The 20,127-nt window shown below is 70.8% G+C and carries 15 protein-coding genes; 11 read left to right on the top strand and 4 right to left on the bottom strand.

Features of this window, described 5'->3' with window-relative positions; translation table 11 throughout:
• Window positions 1-63 precede the first annotated feature (63 nt).
• On the bottom strand, window positions 64-519 hold the full coding sequence (locus ACZ7CF_RS22595) for a VOC family protein (protein ID WP_360389217.1): 456 nt from the start codon (window positions 517-519) through the stop codon (window positions 64-66).
• 108 nt (window positions 520-627) lie between these two features.
• Between ACZ7CF_RS22595 and ACZ7CF_RS22590 the strand changes: the two genes are divergently transcribed.
• Window positions 628-1,614 (top strand): helix-turn-helix transcriptional regulator, encoded by a 987-nt coding sequence (locus tag ACZ7CF_RS22590; protein ID WP_470370482.1) that lies wholly within the window; start codon window positions 628-630, stop codon window positions 1,612-1,614.
• Here ACZ7CF_RS22590 and ACZ7CF_RS22585 read toward each other — a convergent pair.
• Complete coding sequence (locus ACZ7CF_RS22585) at window positions 1,595-3,676, bottom strand: cellulase family glycosylhydrolase (protein WP_470370481.1); 2,082 nt, start codon at window positions 3,674-3,676, stop codon at window positions 1,595-1,597. The two genes, ACZ7CF_RS22590 and ACZ7CF_RS22585, sit on opposite strands and share 20 nt — an antisense overlap.
• A gap of 554 nt (window positions 3,677-4,230) precedes the next feature.
• Here ACZ7CF_RS22585 and ACZ7CF_RS22580 point away from each other — a divergent pair.
• From ACZ7CF_RS22580 to ACZ7CF_RS22540, 9 genes are all read left to right on the top strand, one after another.
• Window positions 4,231-6,876, top strand: a complete 2,646-nt coding sequence (locus tag ACZ7CF_RS22580) for a glycoside hydrolase family 9 protein (protein WP_470370480.1) — start codon at window positions 4,231-4,233, stop codon at window positions 6,874-6,876.
• A 171-nt stretch (window positions 6,877-7,047) separates the two neighbouring features.
• On the top strand, window positions 7,048-8,070 hold the full coding sequence (locus ACZ7CF_RS22575) for a LacI family DNA-binding transcriptional regulator (RefSeq protein ID WP_458431861.1): 1,023 nt from the start codon (window positions 7,048-7,050) through the stop codon (window positions 8,068-8,070).
• 485 nt (window positions 8,071-8,555) lie between these two features.
• Entirely contained in the window at window positions 8,556-9,836 is a 1,281-nt protein-coding gene (locus tag ACZ7CF_RS22570; RefSeq protein WP_360389232.1) for an ABC transporter substrate-binding protein, read from the top strand.
• 20 nt (window positions 9,837-9,856) lie between these two features.
• Window positions 9,857-10,795, top strand: coding sequence for a carbohydrate ABC transporter permease (locus tag ACZ7CF_RS22565; RefSeq protein ID WP_360389235.1), 939 nt, complete (start codon window positions 9,857-9,859; stop codon window positions 10,793-10,795).
• Window positions 10,792-11,607, top strand: coding sequence for a carbohydrate ABC transporter permease (locus ACZ7CF_RS22560; RefSeq protein ID WP_360389238.1), 816 nt, complete (start codon window positions 10,792-10,794; stop codon window positions 11,605-11,607). Before ACZ7CF_RS22565 ends, ACZ7CF_RS22560 begins: the two co-directional genes overlap by 4 nt.
• Before the next feature lie 2 nt (window positions 11,608-11,609).
• On the top strand, window positions 11,610-12,989 hold the full coding sequence (locus ACZ7CF_RS22555; RefSeq protein ID WP_360389241.1) for a GH1 family beta-glucosidase: 1,380 nt from the start codon (window positions 11,610-11,612) through the stop codon (window positions 12,987-12,989).
• Complete coding sequence (locus tag ACZ7CF_RS22550; protein WP_360389244.1) at window positions 12,986-14,002, top strand: LacI family DNA-binding transcriptional regulator; 1,017 nt, start codon at window positions 12,986-12,988, stop codon at window positions 14,000-14,002. Before ACZ7CF_RS22555 ends, ACZ7CF_RS22550 begins: the two co-directional genes overlap by 4 nt.
• Before the next feature lie 348 nt (window positions 14,003-14,350).
• Window positions 14,351-16,384, top strand: a complete 2,034-nt coding sequence (locus ACZ7CF_RS22545) for a cellulose binding domain-containing protein (protein WP_360389247.1) — start codon at window positions 14,351-14,353, stop codon at window positions 16,382-16,384.
• Between the two features lie 29 nt (window positions 16,385-16,413).
• Window positions 16,414-18,000 carry a cellulase family glycosylhydrolase gene (locus tag ACZ7CF_RS22540; RefSeq protein ID WP_458431859.1) on the top strand — a complete coding sequence of 529 codons (1,587 nt, stop codon included), beginning with the start codon at window positions 16,414-16,416 and terminating at the stop codon, window positions 17,998-18,000.
• 52 nt (window positions 18,001-18,052) lie between these two features.
• Here ACZ7CF_RS22540 and ACZ7CF_RS22535 read toward each other — a convergent pair whose 3' ends face one another.
• Window positions 18,053-18,610, bottom strand: a complete 558-nt coding sequence (locus ACZ7CF_RS22535) for an NADPH-dependent FMN reductase (RefSeq protein ID WP_360389253.1) — start codon at window positions 18,608-18,610, stop codon at window positions 18,053-18,055.
• Window positions 18,611-18,695: 85 nt separating this feature from the next.
• On the opposite strand from ACZ7CF_RS22535, the gene ACZ7CF_RS22530 reads away from it, so the two are divergent.
• The gene (locus ACZ7CF_RS22530) at window positions 18,696-19,301 is read left to right on the top strand and encodes a TetR family transcriptional regulator (RefSeq protein WP_360389256.1); all 606 of its coding nucleotides are present in this window, start codon (window positions 18,696-18,698) and stop codon (window positions 19,299-19,301) included.
• Here ACZ7CF_RS22530 and larE read toward each other — a convergent pair.
• The gene (larE, locus tag ACZ7CF_RS22525; RefSeq protein ID WP_458431858.1) at window positions 19,288-20,097 is read right to left on the bottom strand and encodes an ATP-dependent sacrificial sulfur transferase LarE; all 810 of its coding nucleotides are present in this window, start codon (window positions 20,095-20,097) and stop codon (window positions 19,288-19,290) included. The genes ACZ7CF_RS22530 and larE overlap by 14 nt on opposite strands.
• Between the last annotated feature and the right edge of the window lie 30 nt (window positions 20,098-20,127).

Genomic DNA, 20,127 nt, shown 5'->3' with positions numbered 1-20,127 from the left:
CAGGTTGGGTGTGGTCAGCGGCGGTTTGATCATGGGTTGGTGGTACTTGCAGATGCGGGGCGGTCAGTAGGTGGCTGCGACGTCCACGATCCAGGTGACGCCGAACCGGTCGGTCAGCATCCCGAACGCCGGCGCCCACTGCGCGGGCCCGAACTCCTCCACCACGGTGGCGCCGTCGGCCAGCGCGTCCCAGTGGCCGCGAACCTCCTCGACGGTCTCGCCGCGCACCGACAGGAAGAACGGCTCGGTGGTGATCGTGGTGCCGTTCTCACGGCGGGTCGTGCCCGCGCCGGACACCGGCTCGTCCGCACCGGGCACGTCGTAGGCCATGACGCGGAAGCCGTTGTCCGCGACCACCTGGCCGAACACCACCCTGTCCGCGCCGGGCAGGTCGGCGGGCATGCCGAAGTCGCCGTAGGTGGCGATGGTGGCCTTGCCGCCGAACACGGAGGCGTAGAACTCCAGGGCCTCCCGCGCCTGGCCGCGGAAGTTCAGGTGGGTGACTGCGTTGAGCGACATCGACGTCCCCTGTGCGAGTGGTTCCGTGCCGGAGGTCTCCGGCGTTGAGGACGACAATGCCGGTAGTAGCGGACAGGGAACGTCCGCTACTTGTGCGAGAGTGGATTCATGCCGACTTCCCCCTCGACGACGACGTCCGCGCGCCTGCTGTCGTTGCTGTCGCTGCTGCAGGTCCGCCGCGACTGGCCGGGCGGGTTGCTCGCCGGCCGGTTGGGCGTCAGCGAACGGACCGTGCGGCGTGACGTCGACCGGTTGAGGGAGCTGGGGTACCTCGTGCACGCGGTCAAGGGACCCGACGGCGGGTACCGGCTGGAGGCGGGCAGCGAGGTGCCGCCGTTGCTGTTCGACGAGGAGCAGGCGGTCGCGCTGGCCGTGGCGCTGCGGATCGCGGTCGGGACGGGTGCGGGCATCGAGGAGGCCGCGGCACGGGCGCTGGTCACGGTGCGGCAGGTGCTGCCGTCCCGGTTGCGGCGGCGGGTCGACGTGCTGGAGGTCGGGACGGCCGGAGCCGGACCGCAGGTGGACACCGGGGTGCTGCTCGCCGTGAGCAGTGCGATCAGGGCGCGGGAGGAGCTGCGGTTCGACTACCGCGCACCGGGCCGTCCGGACGCCGGCGGGCCGCCGCGGCGGGTGCAGCCGCACCACCTGGTGAGCCGGGCGGGGCGGTGGTACGTCGTCGGGTGGAGCGCGGAGCGGGAGGACTGGCGGACCTACCGGGCCGACCGGATGGTGCTGCGGGTGCCGAACGGGCCGCGGTTCACACCGCGGGAGGTGCCCGGCGGTGACGTCGGCGCGTTCCTGTCTGCGCGGTTCAAGGGGTCGGACGCGCCCGCCTGGCCGTGTCGCGGCGAGGTCGTGCTGGACCTGCCGGTCGCCGAGGTCGCGCCGTTCGCCGGGGACGACACCGCGGAGGAGCTCGGCGACGGGCGGACCCGGCTGGTCACCGGGTCCTGGTCGTGGGCCGCCCTCGCCGCGCGGCTGCTGCGGTTCGACATCGAGGTCGAGGTGGTCGGCCCGCCCGAGCTGCGCGACGCGTTCGCCGCGTTGTCGCGTCGCGCGGCCCGGGCGGCCGGGGTCACGCGGCAGTGCCGATGACCGCGCTGCCGGACTTCGTCACGTAGTAGGTCACCTTCGCGCCGCTCCAGTAGTGGAACGTCAGCGTGACGCGGCGGTTGTCGGTGACCTCGGCGAAGAACTCGGGCGTGAACGTGGTGGTGCCCGCGGTGTAGTCCGGCGCGAACGTCCGGTCGAACTCCTTGAAGGAGGTCCAGTTGTGCGGGCCCGCGTTCGAGCCGTCGTCGTACTTGGCCTCCATGGTGGCGAGCAGGTCGCCGCGGAACGCGGTCGGGACGGCGAACGCGGCGGTCGTGCCGGTCGCGTTCCGCAGCACCGGCGGGTCGTAGGTGACCAGGTTGATCCGCCACGGCACGCCCTGGGAGAAGTGCGCGGTGATCGTCGCGTTGGTGCCGTAGGCGCGGGAGCCGCTCAGCCGGGTCAGCGCGGACGCGGTCAGGGTGAGCTGGTCGCCGGAGACGGTGTAGTCGGTGCCGCGCACCAGCTCGGTGGTGCCCTGGCGCAGGCCGCTGAACGTGGTCCCGTTGAGGTTCAGCGTGATCGTCTTGGCGCTGATCGCACTCGACTTCGCGCTGAACACCTGGTCCGTCGACGCCGTGCCGGACCGCGTGGTCCAGCTCGACTTGATCTGCGCGACCAGCTCGGGGTCGCTCCACTGGAACGACGTGCGGCCGAGGTGCTGGCCGTTGTCCCAGAGCATGGTGGTGATCTTCTTGGCACGGGCGTAGTGGCCGAAGTACTCGAAGAACTTGAGCTTCTCGCCCTGTTCGATCGTGCCGATGTGGCGGTCGAAGCCGAGCAGGCCGTACTCGCCGAGGATCACCGGGATGCCGCGTGCGATGAACGTGCTGTGGACGCGGTCGAACGAGTCCGTCAGGTCTTTCTGGGCGGTGGCGTCGAAGTGCGTGCCGCCGGCGACGTTCACGCTGAACGGCCAGTAGCCGTAGTAGTGCACGGTCGCGGCGATGTTGGGGTCGTTGAAGGTCGTCAGCGACGCGGTCAGCTCGTCGAGCCGGGCCTGCTCGGACGAGGTGTGCAGGGTGGGCAGGACGAGCAGGCGGGCGGTGTTGCCGCCGCCGGAGCGCCGGACGATGTCGCGGAACGAGGCGTTCAGCTCGTGCAGCAGCTGGGCGTTCTGCGCGTCACCGGAGCTGCCGGTGAACTGCGGCTCGTTCACGCTCTCGAACACCAGCCGCGCCGGGGAGTCCCTGAACGCGGTCGCGAGCTGCGTCCAGATCGCGTTGTACTTCGCCAGCACCCCGGTGCGGTCCGCGGGCATGGTGTTGATCCACTGCCACGAGTCGTGGTGGATGTTGATCAGCACGTGGAAGCCGTCGGCCAGCGCCCAGCCGACGACCTCCTTGACGCGGGCCAGGTACGCGGCCTCGATGGTGTACCCCGGCGCGGCGCCCAGGTGCTGGCCCCACGTCACCGGGATGCGGATGCTCTTGAAGCCCTGCGCCTTCACGTTGTCCAGCAACGCCTCCGTGACCCGCGGGTTGCCCCACGACGTCTCGTCGGCGCCGGTCGAGTCGAGCGTGTTGCCGAGGTTCCAGCCCGGCTGCATCGCGGCCACCTGGGCCATCGCGTCGCCGGGCACGGGGTTCCCGGTGGTCGTCGTCGTGGTCGTGGTCGTCGTGGTGACGGGGGCACCGGTGCAGGTGACGCCGTTGAGCGCGAACGACGCGGGCGGGGTGTTCGCCCCGGACGAGCTGGCGTTGAACCCGAAGGACACCTTGGCGTTCGGCTCGATCACCGCGTTGTAGCCCGCGTTCACGGCCGTGACCTGGCTGCCCGTCGAGGTGACGGTCGCGTTCCAGGCCTGGCGCACCTGCTGCCCGGACGGCCACGTCCAGGTCAGCCGCCAGCCGTCGACCCGGTCGCCGACGTTCGTGATCGCCACGTTCGCGGTGAAGCCGCCGGACCACTGGCTGGGGACGGTGTAGTCGACCTCGCAGCCGGGTGCCGCCGCCGCGGGGGTGACCGCCGCCAGCCCCGCCGTGCCGGCCACCGCCACGAGTGCCGCCGCCAGCGCCGCACCTCCACGGCGGATCGCCTGCAGCCGATCGCGGAATCCGCTCATGGCACACCTCCCGGGCTCGGCGGCGCGGTCCAGGAGCACCCCCTCCGAACCGCACGCTCGGAGGGAGTGCTCGAAAGGGGCCGTCGCAGCCCGCCACGACGCCGCACCGTGGCGATCCGCGCCCTGTTCGACCCCTGGATCATGGACTGGGAGCGCTCCCAGTCGGTGGCCGGACTGTAACCACGCCAACCGCCGGTCGGGAAGACCTGTCGAACTGTGGTCGATACGAAAGCGAACCTCACATTGCACTTCGCGTGATCGGCGAAATGCCGTTCGTTCACGCGATGCGAGCAGCGGCAGAGCTGCGGCGACGAGCTCCGGTCACGCTTGGTCGCCGGTTTTCGTTGCCACTGAGCCATTTCAGGGACAGCCTCGGCAATCATGATCGAAATGAGCACGCGGGCGTTAAGCGAAAGTTGCGGCAAACGGCCGAATGTGTGAAGAAATCAGCACCGGAAGTCTGTCGGAGCGGTTTCGTGACCGTTACAGTCCCGGACCTGGGAGCGCTCCCAGAATCTCTCCCCCTGCCAACGGAGGCTCACATGCACGGTCGCATGTCGAGAGCTGCGACAGCCGCGCTCGTCGCCCTGCTCGTGGCGCTGACCGGTCCGCTGGTGCCGGGCGCGACGGCCGCCCCCGCGTTCAACTACGCCGAGGCGCTGCAGAAGTCGGTCTGGTTCTACGACGCCCAGCGGTCGGGCAAGCTGCCGCAGGACAACCGGGTGAGCTGGCGCGCGGACTCGGCGCTGCGCGACGGCTCCGACGTGGGCCTCGACCTGTCCGGTGGCTTCTACGACGCGGGCGACCACGTGAAGTTCGGGCTGCCGTTCGCGTTCAGCATGTCGATGCTCGCCTGGGGCGCCGTGGAGAACCGCGCCGCCTACGCGAGCTCCGGCCAGCTGCAGCACCTGATGTCGAACCTCCGCTGGGGCACCGACTGGATCATCAAGGCGCACCCGTCGCCCAACGTCGTCTACGGCCAGGTCGGCGCGGGCAACCCCGACCACGCGTGGTGGGGCTCGGCCGAGGTCATGACGATGGCACGGCCCTCCTACAAGGTCGACGCCTCCTGCCCCGGCTCCGACCTGGCCGGCGAGTACGCGGCGGCCACGGCGTCGGCGTCGATGGTCTTCAAGGACACCGACCCGGCCTACGCGGCGACCCTGCTGACGCACGCCAAGCAGCTGTACTCGTTCGCCGACACCTACCGCGGCAAGTACAGCTCCTGCATCACGGACGCGGCGAGCTTCTACAACTCGTGGAGCGGCTACCAGGACGAGCTGGTGTGGGGTGCGATCTGGCTGCACCGCGCGACCGGTGACGCGAGCTACCTGGCCAAGGCGAAGACCGAGTACCTGAAGCTCAGCACGGAGCAGCAGAGCACCGAGCGCTCCTACAAGTGGACGATCGCGTGGGACGACAAGTCCTACGGCGCGTACGTGCTGATGGCGAAGCTGACCGGCGAGCAGGTCTACGTCACCGACGCCAACCGGTGGCTGGACTTCTGGACCACCGGCTACAACGGCAACCGAGTGCGCTACTCCCCCGGCGGCCAGGCGGTGCTCGACAGCTGGGGTTCGCTGCGCTACGCCGCCAACACGGCGTTCGCCGCCCTGGTCTACTCGGACTGGCTGTCCACTCGCGACAGCACGCGCGCCAAGACCTACCACGACTTCGGCGTGCGGCAGGTGAACTACGCCTTGGGCGACAACCCGCGCAACGCGAGCTACGTCGTCGGCTTCGGCACCAATCCGCCGCGCAACCCGCACCACCGCACCGCGCACGGGTCGTGGGCCGACACCATCCAGGAGCCGGCCGTCAGCCGGCACGTGCTCTACGGCGCGCTGGTCGGCGGGCCCAGCACGAACAACGACGCCTACACCGACAGCCGCAGCGACTACGTGATGAACGAGGTCGCGCTCGACTACAACGCGGGCTTCACCGGGGCGCTGGCCCGGCTGTACCAGGAGTACGGCGGCACCCCGCTGGCGAACTTCCCGGTGACCGAGACGCCCGACGGTCCCGAGCTGACCGTGCAGGCGTCGGTGAACCAGGCCGCGACCCAGTTCACCGAGGTCAAGGCGTTCATCCTGAACAAGACCGCGTGGCCGGCCAGGACGTTCAACGGCTCGCTGCGCTACTACTTCACGCTCGACGGCGCCACGACGCCGAGCCAGATCAGCGTCACCACGAACTACAACCAGTGCGGTGCCGCGAGCCCGCCCGCGCAGTACCGGGGCGCGGTGTACTACGTGGAGATCGCGTGCACCGGTGTGGCACCGGCCGGGCAGTCCGCGTTCCGCAAGGAGGTCCAGTTCCGGATCACCAGCGCCGGCACGTGGGACCCGGCGAACGACTGGTCCCACGTCGGCCTCGGCAGCGGCAACACGGTCGCGCAGACCGACCGGCTCGTGCTGCGCCAGGACGGCCGGATCGTGTGGGGCCAGGAGCCCGGCGGCGGCGGTGTCGAGGACAGCGAGGCGCCGTCCGTCCCGGGTGGACTGACCGCGTCCGGTGCCGGCAGCTCCAGCGTGACGCTGGGCTGGACCGCCTCGACCGACAACGTCGGCGTCACCGGCTACGAGGTGCTCGACGGCACCACGGTCGTGGGGTCGAGCAGCACGACGAGCCTGCTGCTCACCGGCCTCACGCCGGACACGGCGTACTCGTTCGCGGTGCGGGCCAGGGACGCGGCGGGCAACGTCTCCGCGGCGAGCACGCCGGTGAGCACCAGGACGTTGCCCGGTGTTCGCAGCACGCTGACCGTGCAGCACAAGGGTTCGAGCGCCGCCCGTTCCAACCAGATCACCGCCGCGCTGCAGCTGACGAACCGCGGCACGACCGCCGTGGGCCTGGGCACGACGACCGCGCGGTACTGGTTCACGGGCGACTCGGCGGCGGCCGGCTACCAGGTGTGGTGCGACTGGGCGCAGATCGGGTGCGCCAACGTCACGCTGCGCGTGGTGAAGCTGGCGACGGCCCGGCCGGGTGCGGACGCCTACGTCGAGGTGTCGTTCGCGTCCGGGAGCCTCGCCGCCGGTGCGGGCACCGGTGAGATCCAGGTGCGGGTGGCGAAGTCCGACTGGTCCGGTTTCGACCAGAGCGACGACCACAGCTACCGGGTCAGCAGCGCGCTGTCGGACTTCGACCGGGTCACCGGCTACTCGGGCGGCGCGCTGTCGTGGGGTGCCGAACCCTGACCGAGCTTCGGTGCGGGGCGTTCTGCGCGCCCAGGCGTTCCGCGCCGATCCCAACCCCGGCCTCCGGCCGGCTCCCGCCGCGTCCCCGGCACAACGTCGTGCCGGGGACGCGCTCCCACGGGTGTTTCGCCCGTTTTCGAACTGGCACGTGCCCACTCCTACGATGAGCGCATGACGGAGATCGACCGGCAGCGCCGACCGGGCCCGCGCATCGAGGAGGTCGCGCGACTGGCAGGGGTGTCCAAGTCGACGGTCTCCCGCGTGATCAACGACGAGCCGTACGTGTCGGCGAAGTCCCGCGACGCCGTGCACGACGCGATCACCCGCCTGCGCTACAGCCCGAACCAGGCTGCGCGGACCCTCGCGGGCAACCGGGCCAACGCCATCGCGCTGATCGTCTCCGAACAGGGCAGCCGCGTGCTCGGCGACCCGTTCTTCGCGGGCGTCCTGCGGGGTGTGCACGCCGAGCTCGCCGGCCGCCACGTCCAGCTGTTGCTGATGCTGAGCCGCCCGCAGGACCACGACGACCTCGTCACCTACCTCGCGGGCGGCCACGTCGACGGCGCGCTGCTGGTGAGCCTGCACGGCGACGACCCGCTCCCCCACCGCCTGCACGAGCTGGGCCTGCCCGTGGTCGTCGGTGGCCGCCCCCTCGGCTCGGCGGGCGTCCCGTTCGTCGACTCGGACAACTTCACCGGCGGCCTGGAGGCCGCCCGCCACCTGGTGTCGCTCGGGCGCGGCCGCATCGCGACGGTCACCGGCCCCCGCGACATGGCGGCCGGCCAGGACCGCCTGAGCGGGTGGCGCCGCGGCCTGGGCGAGGCGCGGCTGCCCGCGGACCTGGTGGCGGAGGCGGACTTCACGCCGGAGAGCGGCGCGACCGCCATGGCCGACCTGCTCGACCGCGCACCGGACCTCGACGCGGTGTTCGTGGCGGCGGACATCATCGCGGTGGGCGCGTTGCGGGTGCTGCACGCGCGTGGCCGCCGGGTGCCGCAGGACGTGGCCGTGGTGGGGTTCGACGACTCGCTGCTGGCGTCCACGGCCACCCCGCCGCTCACGACGGTGCGGCAGGACGTGGAGCAGCTGGGACGGACGCTGACGTGGCGGTTGCTCGGGGAGCTGGCCGGGGAGGCGGGGTTGCCGCCGTCGCTGTTGCTGCCGACGTCGCTGGTGCGGCGGGCGAGCGCGTAGGCCGACGGGCCGCAGGGGCGGCTGAGGAGTCACGGCCGGCGCGAGCGCCTGACGCGAACAGCGGCGCGGCCTGAGCCGTGAGCGCCTGACGCGAGCGGCGGCGCGGCCTGAGCCGTGAGCGCGCACCGGACGTTCGCGGACCGGACGGCACGCCGCGCATTCGAGCGACCCCGTTCCACCCCGGCCCACGCCGCCTGCACCACCCGCCGCAACCCCTGCTGGGCCAACCGGTCGCGGGCCGGTTGAAGCGGTCCGTACCTGTACCCGCACGGAGCGTTAACCCAAACGACATCTTTCCGGGAACGCTCCCAGTTTTCCCGATTGTGACCTGCGCCCCGAACCCCGAGGTCATCCCCCTCCACAGGGCCGGAACTGCCTGATCCGGGCCGGAGTGTGTCTTGACACACTCTCGACACCAGTACGACACTCCTCGGCACCTGGGAGCGCTCCCAGAATCCGCCCGCCGAGACCAGAGGAGTTCTCCCGTGCGACACCGTTGGGTCAGCGTGCTGATCTGTGCCGCCGTGTCCGCCGCCGCCACAACCGCCTGCGGTTCCGGCGGCGCCACTCAGTCCGCAGACGGCAAGACCGAGCTGACGATCGCCACGTTCAACGAGTTCGGGTACGAGGAGCTGTTCAAGGAGTACGAAGCAGCCCACCCGGACGTCAAGATCACGCAGCGCAAGACCGGTCAGGGTCAGCCGCACCACCAGAACCTGTTCACCAAGCTGGGTGCCGGGTCTGGCCTCGCGGACATCGAGGGCGTCGAAGAGGGCTACCTGAGCCAGTTCATGTCGAAGGCCGGGCAGTTCAACGATCTCAAGGAGATCGGCCCGAAGATCGAGGACGACCGCTGGCTGAAGTGGAAGACCGAGGCGATCACCACCAAGGACGGCAAGCTCATGGGCTACGGGACCGACATCGGTCCGCTGGCCATGTGCTACCGCAAGGACCTGTTCGAGCAGGCCGGTCTGCCGTCCGACCCCGAGGGCGTCAAGGCGCTCTTCGCCACGTGGGACAGCTACTTCGCCGCCGGTGACACCTTCATCGCGAAGGTCCCGGGCGTCGCGTGGTTCGACAGCGCGGCCCAGGTCTACAACGCCATGCACAACCAGCTCGAGACCGGCTACTACGACAAGTCCGACAAGCTCGTCGTGGACACCAACGCCGACATCAAGAAGGACTGGACGACGGTGACCGCTGCCGTCGCGAAGGGGCAGTCGGCGCGGCTCGGGGCGTTCAGCCCCGAGTGGAACACCGGCTTCAAGCTCGGCAAGTTCGCCACCAAGACCTGCCCGTCGTGGATGCTCGGCGTCGTCGAGACCCAGGCCGGTCCGGAGAACAAGGGCAAGTGGGCGGTCACCGACGCGTTCCCGAACGGTGGCGGCAACTGGGGCGGTTCGTACCTGACCGTGCCGAAGCAGAGCAAGAACGCCAAGAAGGCCGCCGAGCTCGCCGCGTGGCTGACCGCGCCGGAGCAGCAGATCAAGGCGTTCAAGGCCAAGGGCACCTTCCCCAGCCAGGTCAAGGCGCTCGACGCGCCGGAGCTGCTGGAGCAGACCAACGCCTACTTCGGTGACGTGAAGGCCGGCGCGCTGTTCGCGACCCAGGCCAAGAAGATCAAGGCCGCGCAGTACAAGGGCCCGGCCGACGGTCAGATCCAGGAGACCGTGTTCAGCCCGGCGCTGCAGTCGGTCGAGCAGGGCAAGAACGCCGAGGAGGCCTGGAAGGCCGCCGTCGAAGGCGCTCAGAAGGCGGCCAAGTAGTGACCGCCACTCTCTCCAAGGTGGACCGCGGGCCAGCGCAGGAGGCTGGCCCGCGGCCTCCGCGGCGGTACCGGCTGTCCAACCTGGACGCCAAGGTCTCGCCCTACCTGTTCGTAGCACCGTTCTTCGTGCTCTTCGGCGCCATCGGGCTGTTCCCGCTGCTCTACACCGCCTACGTCTCCCTGTTCGACTGGGAGGTGGGCGCCGACGAGCCGCTGTTCATCGGCCTGGAGAACTACCGGACGCTGTTCGAGGACGACCAGTTCTGGAACGCGCTGTTCAACACGTTCAGCATCTTCCTGCTCTCGAGCGTCCCGCAGATCGTCGTCGCGGTGGTGATCGCCGCGCTGCTCAACGCCAACCTGCGCGCCCGCACCGGCTGGCGGATGGGCGTGCTGCTGCCCTACGTGGCGAGCCTCGTGGCGCTGACGATCATCTTCGGCAACCTGTTCGGCCCGCAGTACGGCCTGGTGAACGACGTGCTCGGCCTGCTGGGCATCAGCCCGATCGACTGGCAGGCCAGCACCTTCGGCAGCCACGTCGCGATCGCCTCGATGGTCAACTGGCGGTGGACCGGCTACAACGCGCTGATCATCCTCGCCGCGATGCAGGCGATCCCGCGCGACGTGTACGAGGCGGCACTGGTGGACGGCGCGAGCGCGTTGCGGCGGTTCTTCAGCATCACGCTCCCGATGCTGAAGCCCACGCTGATCTTCGTGATCGTCACCTCGACGATCGGTGGCCTGCAGATCTTCACCGAGCCGAAGCTGTTCGAGCCCTCCGGCGGCAGCGGCGGCGGTTCGGAGCACCAGTACCAGACCGTCGTGCTCTACCTCTACCAGTCGGCCTTCCAGGGGCTCGACCTCGGCTACGCCTCCGCCATCGCGTGGGTGCTGTTCCTGGTCGTGATCGGTGTCGCGGTCCTCAACTTCTTCCTCACCAGGAGGGCCGTCAAATGACGAAGCGACCGTCCTTCGCGATCTACGGCATCCTCGCCGCGTTCGTGCTCGGCTCCGCGTTCCCGTTCTACTGGTCGTTCCTCGTCGCGAGCCGCGACAACTCGGTGCTGACCGGTGACTTCACGCTGGTGCCCGGCGGGAACTTCTGGTCCAACGCCGTGCGGGTGTTCGACACGGTCCCGTTCTGGAAGGCGCTGGCCAACAGCTTCATCGTGTCCGGGACCGTGACGCTGTCGGTGGTGCTGCTGTCGACGCTCGCCGGTTTCGCGTTCGCCAAGCTGCGGTTCCGCGGCCGGGGCGTGCTGTTCCTGTTCGTGGTGGCAACGTTGGCAGTGCCGACCCAGCTCGGCATCATCCCGCTCTACATGGCGATGGCCGAGTTCGGCTGGGCCGGTGAGCTGGAGGCCGTGATCGTGCCGAACCTGGTCACCGCGTTCGGCGTGTTCTGGATGCGGCAGTTCCTCCTCGACGCCATCCCCGACGAGCTCGTCGAGGCGGCGCGGATGGACGGCTGCAGCCTGTGGCGCACGTTCTGGCACGTCGCACTGCCCGCGGCCCGGCCGGCCGCCGCGATGCTGGGCGTGTTCACGTTCATGCAGTCGTGGAACGACTTCCTCTGGCCGCTCGTCGTGCTCAACGCCGACAACCCGACGCTCCAGGTCGCTCTGGAGAAGCTGCAGAGCGGCTACTACGTCGACTACTCGCTCGTCCTCGCCGGGACCACGCTCGCGACGGTTCCGGTGCTCATCGTCTTCCTCGTGCTCGGGCGGCAGATCGTCGCCGGTGTGATGCAGGGCGCCGTCAAGGGGTGAAAATGGAGAACATTGTTTTCCCGCAGGGTTTTCTGTGGGGCGCTGCGACCGCGGCGTTCCAGGTGGAGGGTGCCACGGCCGTCGACGGCCGCACCGACTCCATCTGGGACACCTTCTGCCGGGTACCCGGCAAGGTCGTCGGCGGCGACTGCGGTGAACCCGCTGCCGATCACTACCGGCGGTTCGAGCAGGACGTGGCCATGATGGCCGAGCTCGGCCTGAAGGCCTACCGGTTCTCGATCGCCTGGCCGCGGGTGCGGCCGGACGGCGGCGACGTGAACCAGAAGGGCCTCGACTTCTACCAGCGGCTCGTGGACACGCTGCTCGCGCACGACATCACCCCGTGGCCGACGCTGTACCACTGGGACCTGCCGCAGACGCTGGAGGACGCGGGCGGCTGGACCAACCGCGACACCGCGTACCGGTTCGCCGACTACGCCGCCGCCACCGTGGAGGCGCTCGGTGACCGGGTCGGCACCTGGACGACGCTGAACGAGCCCTGGTGCTCGGCCTTCCTCGGGTACGCCTCGGGTGTCCACGCCCCCGGCATCACCGACCCGAAGGCCGCGGTCGCCGCGGTGCACCACCTGCTGCTCGGCCACGGGCTCGCGGCCGAGGCGATCCGCACCGCGGTGCCGGACGCCAAGGTGGGCATCACGCTCAACATGTACCCGATCATCCCCGTCGACCCGAGCGACCCGGCCGACCTCGACGTCGCGCGCCGGCTCGACGGGCTGCAGCAGCGGATCTTCCTGGACCCGTTGCTGCGCGGCGAGTACCCCGCCGACATCGTCGCGGACCTCGAACCGTTCGGGTTCAGCGACCACGTGCGCGACGGCGACCTCGCCGTGATCTCGGCACCGATGGCCATGCTCGGCGTGAACTACTACTCCGAGCACTACGTCAGCGCGTCGCCGAACGGCAGTGACAGCGCGCCGTCGCCGTGGGTCGGCGTGCAGCACGCGTCGTTCCCCCGCCGGGACGCCCCGCGCACCGACATGGACTGGGAGGTGCACCCGGACGGTCTCACCGCCGTCCTGCTGCGGCTGCACCACGACTACCCGCGCCTGCCGCTCTACATCACCGAGAACGGTGCGGCGTTCCGCGACGACTTCTCCGGCAACGGCGCCATCGACGACGTCGACCGCACCGGGTTCATCGCGTCGCACCTGCGCGCGGCGCACGCGGCCATCGAGGCGGGGGTCGACCTGCGCGGCTACTTCTGCTGGTCGCTGCTGGACAACTTCGAGTGGGCAGAGGGGTACGCGAAGCGGTTCGGCATCGTCCACGTCGACTACGCGACGCAGATCCGCACGCCGAAGATGAGTGCGAGGTGGTTCTCCCGAGTGGCCCGCGACAACGCGCTGGTCGCCGTCTCATGACCGAACGGACCCGTCGCCCCGGCCCGCGCATCGAGGAAGTGGCGCGCGTGGCCGGGGTGTCGAAGTCCACCGTCTCGCGGGTCATCAACGGCGAGAAGTACGTGAGCGAGCGATCGCGCCAGTCCGTGCACCGCGCGATCGCCCTGCTCGGTTACAGCCCCAACCACGCCGCGCGCACGCTGGCGGGCTCGAAGGCCAACGCGATCGCGCTGGTGATCTCCGAGCAGGGCAGCCGGGTCCTCGCGGACCCGTTCTTCGCCGGCGTGCTGCGCGGGGTGCACGCCGAGCTCGCGGGACGGCACGTCCAGCTGCTGCTGATGATGAACCAGCCGCTGGACGGCCAGGACCAGGTGGCCTACCTCACCGGTGGGCACGTGGACGGGGCGCTCGTCGTGAGCCTGCACGGCGAGGACCCGTTGCCGCGGACGTTGCACGAGGCGGGGCTGCCCATCGTGGTGGGCGGCCGCCCCCTCGCGGGCGGCACCGTCCCGTTCGTCGACTCGGACAACTTCAACGGCTCGCTGGAGGCCGTGCGGTTCCTCGTCTCGCTGGGCCGCGAGAAGATCGCCACGATCGCCGGCCCGCGCGACATGGCGGTCGGCATGGACCGGCTCAGCGGGTGGCGGTGCGGGCTCGCCGAACACGGCATGGCCGTCTCGCTGGTGGTGCACAGCGACTTCACGCCGGAGGCCGGTGCACTGGCGATGGAGGAGCTGCTGCGCAGGGCACCCGACCTCGACGCGGTGTTCGTGGCGGCGGACATCATGGCGCTGGGTGCCCTGCGCGTCCTCCAGGCCCGCGGCTACCGCATCCCCACCGACGTGGCGGTGGTCGGGTTCGACGACTCGGTGCTCGCCTCGACCGCGGTGCCGCCGCTCACCACCGTGCGCCAGGACCTGGAGCAGTTCGGCCGCACCATGACCTGGCGGCTGCTCGCCGAACTGGCGGGCGAGGAGAAGCTCCCCCTCTCGATGTTGCTGCCCACCTCGCTCGTGCGCAGGTCGAGCGCCTGATCCGCCTGGGTGGCGAACGGCTCGGGGGACGACTCCGCAGAGCTGCTCCGGGCACCGGTGGGCGACCACCTCGGCCACCACGTCACCGACGAGGGCCGGCGGTGAATCATGGCCTGGTAGCAGGAGAACTGGCCGGGCCGGGACGCGTCGGAACCGGAGCAGTGACGTGCGGTGAGCGGGATTCGCGACCTGGGACCGCTCGGGCCGCCTTCGAGTCGAATCGACCGTCGAATGTGGACTGAGCGGCGGTAGCCCTCCGGCGAAGACTCCGAACGCCGTCTTGTCCCCGGCCGTTCGGACAACGAACCTGGGAGCGCTCCCAGATCCGTCGCCGAGGACGTGATGCGCATGGCAAGACGCCGGCTCCTCCTGGTCTCCGCGCTCGTCGCGGCCTGCCTGCCCGCGGTGGCCACCGCGGCGCCACCGCCGACTGGCCCACCCGCGGACGCGACGGTCGTCGTGAACGCCAAGGCCGGTCTCGCCACCGTTCCCGAGACCGCGCTCGGCGTGAACCACGCCATCTGGGACAGCCAGCTCGGCACTCCCGAGGTGTCCGGCCTGCTCGGCGACGCGGGCGTGCGGATGATGCGCTATCCCGGCGGTTCCTACGGCGACATCTACCACTGGGAGAGCCACACGGCGCCCGGCGGGTACGTCGCGCCGAACACCGACTTCGACACGTTCATGGCCGGTGTCCGCCGCGCGGGGGCGCAGCCGATCGTCATCGCCAACTACGGCACCGGTTCTCCGCAGGAGGCCGCGGACTGGGTGCGCTACGCCAACGTCACCAAGGGCTACGGCGTGAAGTACTGGGAGATCGGCAACGAGCTCTACGGCAACGGGCACTACGGCTCCGCGTGGGAGGCCGACGACCACCCCGACAAGAGCCCGGCCGGGTACGCGCGGGAGACGGTCGCGTTCGCGCAGGCCATGAAGGCGGTCGACCCCACGGTCAAGGTCGGTGCCGTGCTGACCACGCCCGCGAACTGGCCGGACGGCATAGTCGGCACCGGGGACGCGGCGAGCTGGAACCAGACGGTGCTCTCGATCGCGGGACCGCACGTGGACTTCGTGGTCGTGCACTGGTACCCGAGCGGGTCGACGGCCGCGCAGACCCTCGCGAGCACCGACCAGATCGCCGACATGACCTACCTGCTGCGCCAGCAGATCACCAGGTACGCGGGACCGGACCCGGACCGGCTCGGCATCGCCATGACCGAGCTCAACACCACCTACGGCCGCAACACCCAGCCGGGCGCGCTGTTCGCCGCGGAGGCCTACACCTCGTTGCTGGAGAACGGTGTCTTCACCGTCGACTGGTGGAACACCCACAACGGGGCGGAGACGGCGTCCACTGTGGCCGGTCAACCCGACTTCCACGACTTCGGCCTGCTCTCCAGCGGCACCTGCCTGCCCGGTGGCGCCTGCGAACCACCGCTCAACACGCCGTTCGCGCCCTACCACGCGCTCAAGGTGCTCGGGTTGTTCGCACGGCCCGGCGACCAGCTCGTCCGCGCCGGCTCCGGTGACCCGTCGGTCCGGGCGCACGCGGTCCGCAGGCCCAACGGCGACCTCGCCGTGTTGCTGCTCAACGCCGACCCGGACAACGCGCGCACGGTCGCGATCGACTACGCCGGGTACACGCCGTCCGCGAGCACGCCCACCGTGCACACGTTCACCAACGGCGCCAACGGTGTCGTGACCACCGCCGACGGCACCGCGACCAGCCGGACGCTGCCGCCGTTCTCGCTCACGACCCTCGTCCTGAAGCCGGCGGCGGCGAGCGCGCTGCCGCCGGCACCGGGACAGCCGGTGGCGAGCGCGGTCACCGACCGGACCGCCACGATCAGCTGGCCCGCGGTGCCCGGTGGCGTGAAGTACGAGGTCCACCGCCAGCTCGGCACGACCAGCGAGCAGTGGGGCGAGACGACCGGGACCGAGCTGACCGTGCGGAACCTCGACCCCGGCAGCCGCTACGCGGTGAACGTGCTGGCGCGCGACGGGGCCGGGCGGTTGTCGTGGTCCTCTCCCCCGCTCACGATCACCACCGGCAGCCCGGCCACGAGCACCTGCTCGGTGCGGATGGGCAACGTGACGGACTGGAGCAGCGGGTTCGTCGGTTCCGTCGACATCACCAACGACGGCACGGCACCGGTGGCCGACTGGACGCTGACGTTCCGCTGGCCCACGGCGTTGCAGCAGGTGTCGTCGAGCTGGAACGCGACGTGGAACCAGACCGGGACCGCGGTCACGGTCACCGGCACCTCCCGGATCGAACCGGGAGCGACCGTCTCGACGGGCTTCGTGGGCGCCTACACCGGCCCGAACGTCCTGCCGACGGCCTTCACCCTCAACGGAACGCTCTGCCGCACCGCGGCATGAGCCACGCGCGGTTGCTCGGAGGAGAACGGATGAAGCGGCACAACAGGATCGCCGGCGCGGTGCTCGCCGCCGCGGTGGCCGTGAGCGGGGTGGTCGCCGCCGGCGCCGCCGGACAGGTCACGGCCGCGGCGGCGGGCGGCACGGGCACGGGTTACCTGCACACCAGCGGCAGCAAGATCCTCGACAGCACGGGTGCGACGGTCCGGCTGACCGGCATCAACTGGTTCGGGATGGAGACCGACAACAAGACCTTCCACGGCCTGTGGGCCAGCCGGACGTGGCGCCAGCAGCTCGACCAGATGGCGCAGCTGGGCTACAACACGCTGCGGATCCCGTTCTCCAACGACGCGCTGAAGGCCGACGCCAAGGCGACCGGCATCAACGACTACACCAACCCCGACCTCATCGGCCTGTCCCCGCTGCAGATCCTCGACAAGGTCATCGACCACGTGGGGCAGAAGGGGATGCGCGTCATCCTCGACCGGCACCGGCCGACGAGCGCGGGGCAGACCGCCCTCTGGTACACGGCGGGCGTCCCGGAGAGCACCTGGATCAACGACTGGAAGATGCTCGCCCAGCGCTACGCGGGCAACACCACGGTCATCGGCGCGGACCTGCACAACGAGCCGCACGCCGAGGGCACGAACCCGGCGGCGACCGGCGCGTGCTGGGGCTGTGGTGACACCGCCCGCGACTGGCGGCTGGCCGCGGAACGCGCGGGCAACGCGATCCTCGCCGTGCAGCCGAACTGGCTGATCTTCGTCGAGGGCGTGAGCTGCCCGAGCGGCGGGCTGTCGAACGTGTGGGACGGCGACCCGACCAACGACGAGGACTGCGGCTGGTGGGGCGGGAACCTGTCGAGGGCGGGCCAGTTCCCGGTGCGGCTGTCCGTTCCCGGCCGGCTCGTCTACTCCCCGCACGAGTACGCCACCTCGGTCTACGACCAGCCGTGGTTCAGCGCTCCGGACTACCCGGCGAACATGCCGGCGATCTGGGACAGGTACTGGGGTTACCTGTACAAGCAGGACATCGCGCCGATCATGATGGGCGAGTTCGGCACCACGCTCGCCAACCCGGTCGACAAGGTGTGGCTGGAGCACCTCATGGCCCACACCGGGACCGGCGTCACCGGCATGTCGTTCACGTACTGGTCGTGGAACCCGAACAGCGGTGACACGGGCGGCATCGTCGGCGACGACTGGACCACGGTCAACCAGGCGAAGCAGAGCATCCTGCAGCCGTACCTGGTCCCACCGGCCGGCGGGCCGGTCACGACCACCACGACGACCACCACCGGTGGCGGCACGGGCGGCTGCCGGAGCGCGTGGAAGCTCGACAACTCGTGGCAGGGCGGGTTCCAGGGCGCGTTGACCGTGACCAACACGGCTTCGAGCGCCGCGAACCCGTGGACGGTCACGTTCTCGTTGCCCGCGGGGGCCACGATCGTGAGCGGCTGGAACGGCACCTTCAGCCAGAGCGGCACCACGGTCACCGTGACGGCGCCGGCGCACAGCCCGTCGCTGGCGGCGGGAGCGGCCGTGTCGCTCGGTTTCACCGCCAACGGCACGGCGAGCGCGCCCGCGGCGGTCGCGCTCAACCGGTCCGCCTGCGCGTGACACGACTCGGCCGCGGTACCTCGTGAGGGGTACCGCGGCCGAGGTGGGTTCGTCAGACGGTGACGCCGGTGCGGGCGGCCAGACCCTCGATGACCGCGCCGAGCTTCTCGGTGACCTCGGGGTCGTCGACCGGGTGCAGCTCGGCGAAGCGGACCACGGAGCCCGGGATGGACAGCGTCAGGTCCTCGGCGACCTCGGCGCCGGCGATCCGGACGGCCTTGCGGGCCTCGTCCTGCGCCCACACGCCGCCGTACTGGCCGAACGCGGTGCCGACGACGGCGACCGGCTTGCCGGCCAGCGCGCCCGCGCCGTAGGGCCGGGACAGCCAGTCGATGGCGTTCTTCAGCACCGCGGGGATGGTGCCGTTGTACTCGGGCGAGACCAGCAGCAGGGCGTCGGCGTCCTGCGCGGCCTGGCGCAGCTTCGCGGCCTGCGCGGGCACGGTGCCCTCGACGTCGATGTCCTCGTTGTAGAACGGCACCGCGTCCAGCCCGTTGAACAGCTCGACCTCGACGTGCTCCGGCGCGATCTGCACGGCGGCCTCGGCGAGCCTGCGGTTGTGCGATCCGGCGCGGAGGCTGCCGACGAGGGTGAGGATGCGAACGGCCATCAAGAGCTCCTGGGGGTGCAGGTCGTACAGGGTCACCCGATTAAACGGGACGCGTCCCGGTTATCTTCCGGGTTAGGCTGCGGAGGTGATCGACAGCACACCCCTGCCCCTCGTCGGGGCGGGAAAACCCCTGCGTGCGGACGCGGTGCGCAACCAGGCGCGGCTGCTGGAGGCGGCGGCGCGGCTGGCGGCCGAACGCGGCGCGGCGGCGCTCACGATGGAGGCGGTCGCGGCGGCGGCCGGCGTCGGCAAGGGCACGGTGTCACGGCGCTTCGGCGACCGCGGTGGCCTGCTGCTGGCCCTGCTCGACCACGCGGAGCGGCAGTTCCAGGAGGAGTTCCTGACCGGCCGGCCACCACTGGGCTCCGGCGCGCCCGCAGCCGACCGGTTGCACGCGTTCGGCCCGGCCCTGCTCCGCCACGAACGCACCCACCTCGACCTCTACCTGGCCGCGGAACCCACCGCTGGCCGCCGGTACGCGGTTCCGGCCAAGCGGCTGCGGCACGCCCACGTCGTGGCGCTGGTGCGCACGTTGCTCCCGGAGGCCGACGCCGAACTGCTCGCCCACACGCTGCTGGCCTCCGTGGACCTGGTGCTGGTCGACCACCTGGTCCGCGTGCACGGCACGGCGGTGGAGCGGGTGGAGGCGGGCTGGCACGACCTGGTCGACCGGCTGCTCACTCGAGGTTGAGCACTCCCGACCGGAACTCCGCGACCTCGGCACCGTCGAACCCCGCGTCCTTCACCACCTCGGCCACCCCCACCCTGACCTGCGGCAGCTCGACCAGCGTCGGATCGAGCTCGACCCGCCCGACCCCACCGAGGTCGCGCACCCGCAGGTCCCGCGACGGCGTACCGGCACCGGCGAGCCAGGCGCGCACCGCCACCTCGGCCCGTTCCACCCTGGCCAGCCGCGCGGGCGTGATCGCGAGCCCGTACCGCACCCGGCTCGCCAGGCACGGCTGCGCCGGCTTGTCCCACGTGCCCAGCCCCCAGTGCAGGCTGACCGCGCGCACGTCGGCCTTGGTCATCCGCAGCTCCCGCAACGGGGTGTGCACGCCGATCTCGTCCCCCGCGCGGATGCCGGGCCGGAACCGGTCGCGCGCGTCGTCGGCGTTGGTGCCGGTCGCGACGGCGGTGAAGCCGTGCTCGCGGGCGACCTCGGTGATCGCGGTGAGGACCGTGGACTTGCAGAAGTAGCAGCGGTCGCGCCCGTTGGCGGCGTAGCCGGGGTGGTCGAGCTCGGTGGTGCCGGGGGTGAGGTGGCGGACGCCGAGGCTTTGGGCGAACGCGGCCGCTGCCGTTCGTTCGGCCGCGGCGAGGCTGGCGGAGTCGCCGGTGACCGCGAGCACCGCGTCCGGGCCACTCGCGCGCACGGCCGCGGCCAGGACCAGGGCGGAGTCCACACCGCCGGAGAAGGCGACGGCGACCGGGCCGAGGTCGGCGAGGTGCGTGACCAGGCGGGTGGCGGTGGTGGCGGGGTGCATCAGCACTCCTTCGGCTGGTGCGCGGGTGGG

Source organism: Lentzea sp. NPDC036955, assembly GCF_055608005.1.
This window is presented reverse-complemented; position numbering and strand designations above follow the sequence as displayed.

What these genes read in the sequence shown, in the direction of transcription:
- ACZ7CF_RS22595 (WP_360389217.1), bottom strand. Translation starts at nt 519, where the DNA reads ATGTCGCTCAACGCAGTCACCCACCTGAACTTCCGCGGCCAGGCGCGG.
- ACZ7CF_RS22590 (WP_470370482.1), top strand. Translation starts at nt 628, where the DNA reads ATGCCGACTTCCCCCTCGACGACGACGTCCGCGCGCCTGCTGTCGTTG.
- ACZ7CF_RS22585 (WP_470370481.1), bottom strand. Translation starts at nt 3,676, where the DNA reads ATGAGCGGATTCCGCGATCGGCTGCAGGCGATCCGCCGTGGAGGTGCG.
- ACZ7CF_RS22580 (WP_470370480.1), top strand. Translation starts at nt 4,231, where the DNA reads ATGTCGAGAGCTGCGACAGCCGCGCTCGTCGCCCTGCTCGTGGCGCTG.
- ACZ7CF_RS22575 (WP_458431861.1), top strand. Translation starts at nt 7,048, where the DNA reads ATGACGGAGATCGACCGGCAGCGCCGACCGGGCCCGCGCATCGAGGAG.
- ACZ7CF_RS22560 (WP_360389238.1), top strand. Translation starts at nt 10,792, where the DNA reads ATGACGAAGCGACCGTCCTTCGCGATCTACGGCATCCTCGCCGCGTTC.
- ACZ7CF_RS22555 (WP_360389241.1), top strand. Translation starts at nt 11,610, where the DNA reads ATGGAGAACATTGTTTTCCCGCAGGGTTTTCTGTGGGGCGCTGCGACC.
- ACZ7CF_RS22550 (WP_360389244.1), top strand. Translation starts at nt 12,986, where the DNA reads ATGACCGAACGGACCCGTCGCCCCGGCCCGCGCATCGAGGAAGTGGCG.
- ACZ7CF_RS22545 (WP_360389247.1), top strand. Translation starts at nt 14,351, where the DNA reads ATGGCAAGACGCCGGCTCCTCCTGGTCTCCGCGCTCGTCGCGGCCTGC.
- ACZ7CF_RS22540 (WP_458431859.1), top strand. Translation starts at nt 16,414, where the DNA reads ATGAAGCGGCACAACAGGATCGCCGGCGCGGTGCTCGCCGCCGCGGTG.
- ACZ7CF_RS22535 (WP_360389253.1), bottom strand. Translation starts at nt 18,610, where the DNA reads ATGGCCGTTCGCATCCTCACCCTCGTCGGCAGCCTCCGCGCCGGATCG.
- larE (WP_458431858.1), bottom strand. Translation starts at nt 20,097, where the DNA reads ATGCACCCCGCCACCACCGCCACCCGCCTGGTCACGCACCTCGCCGAC.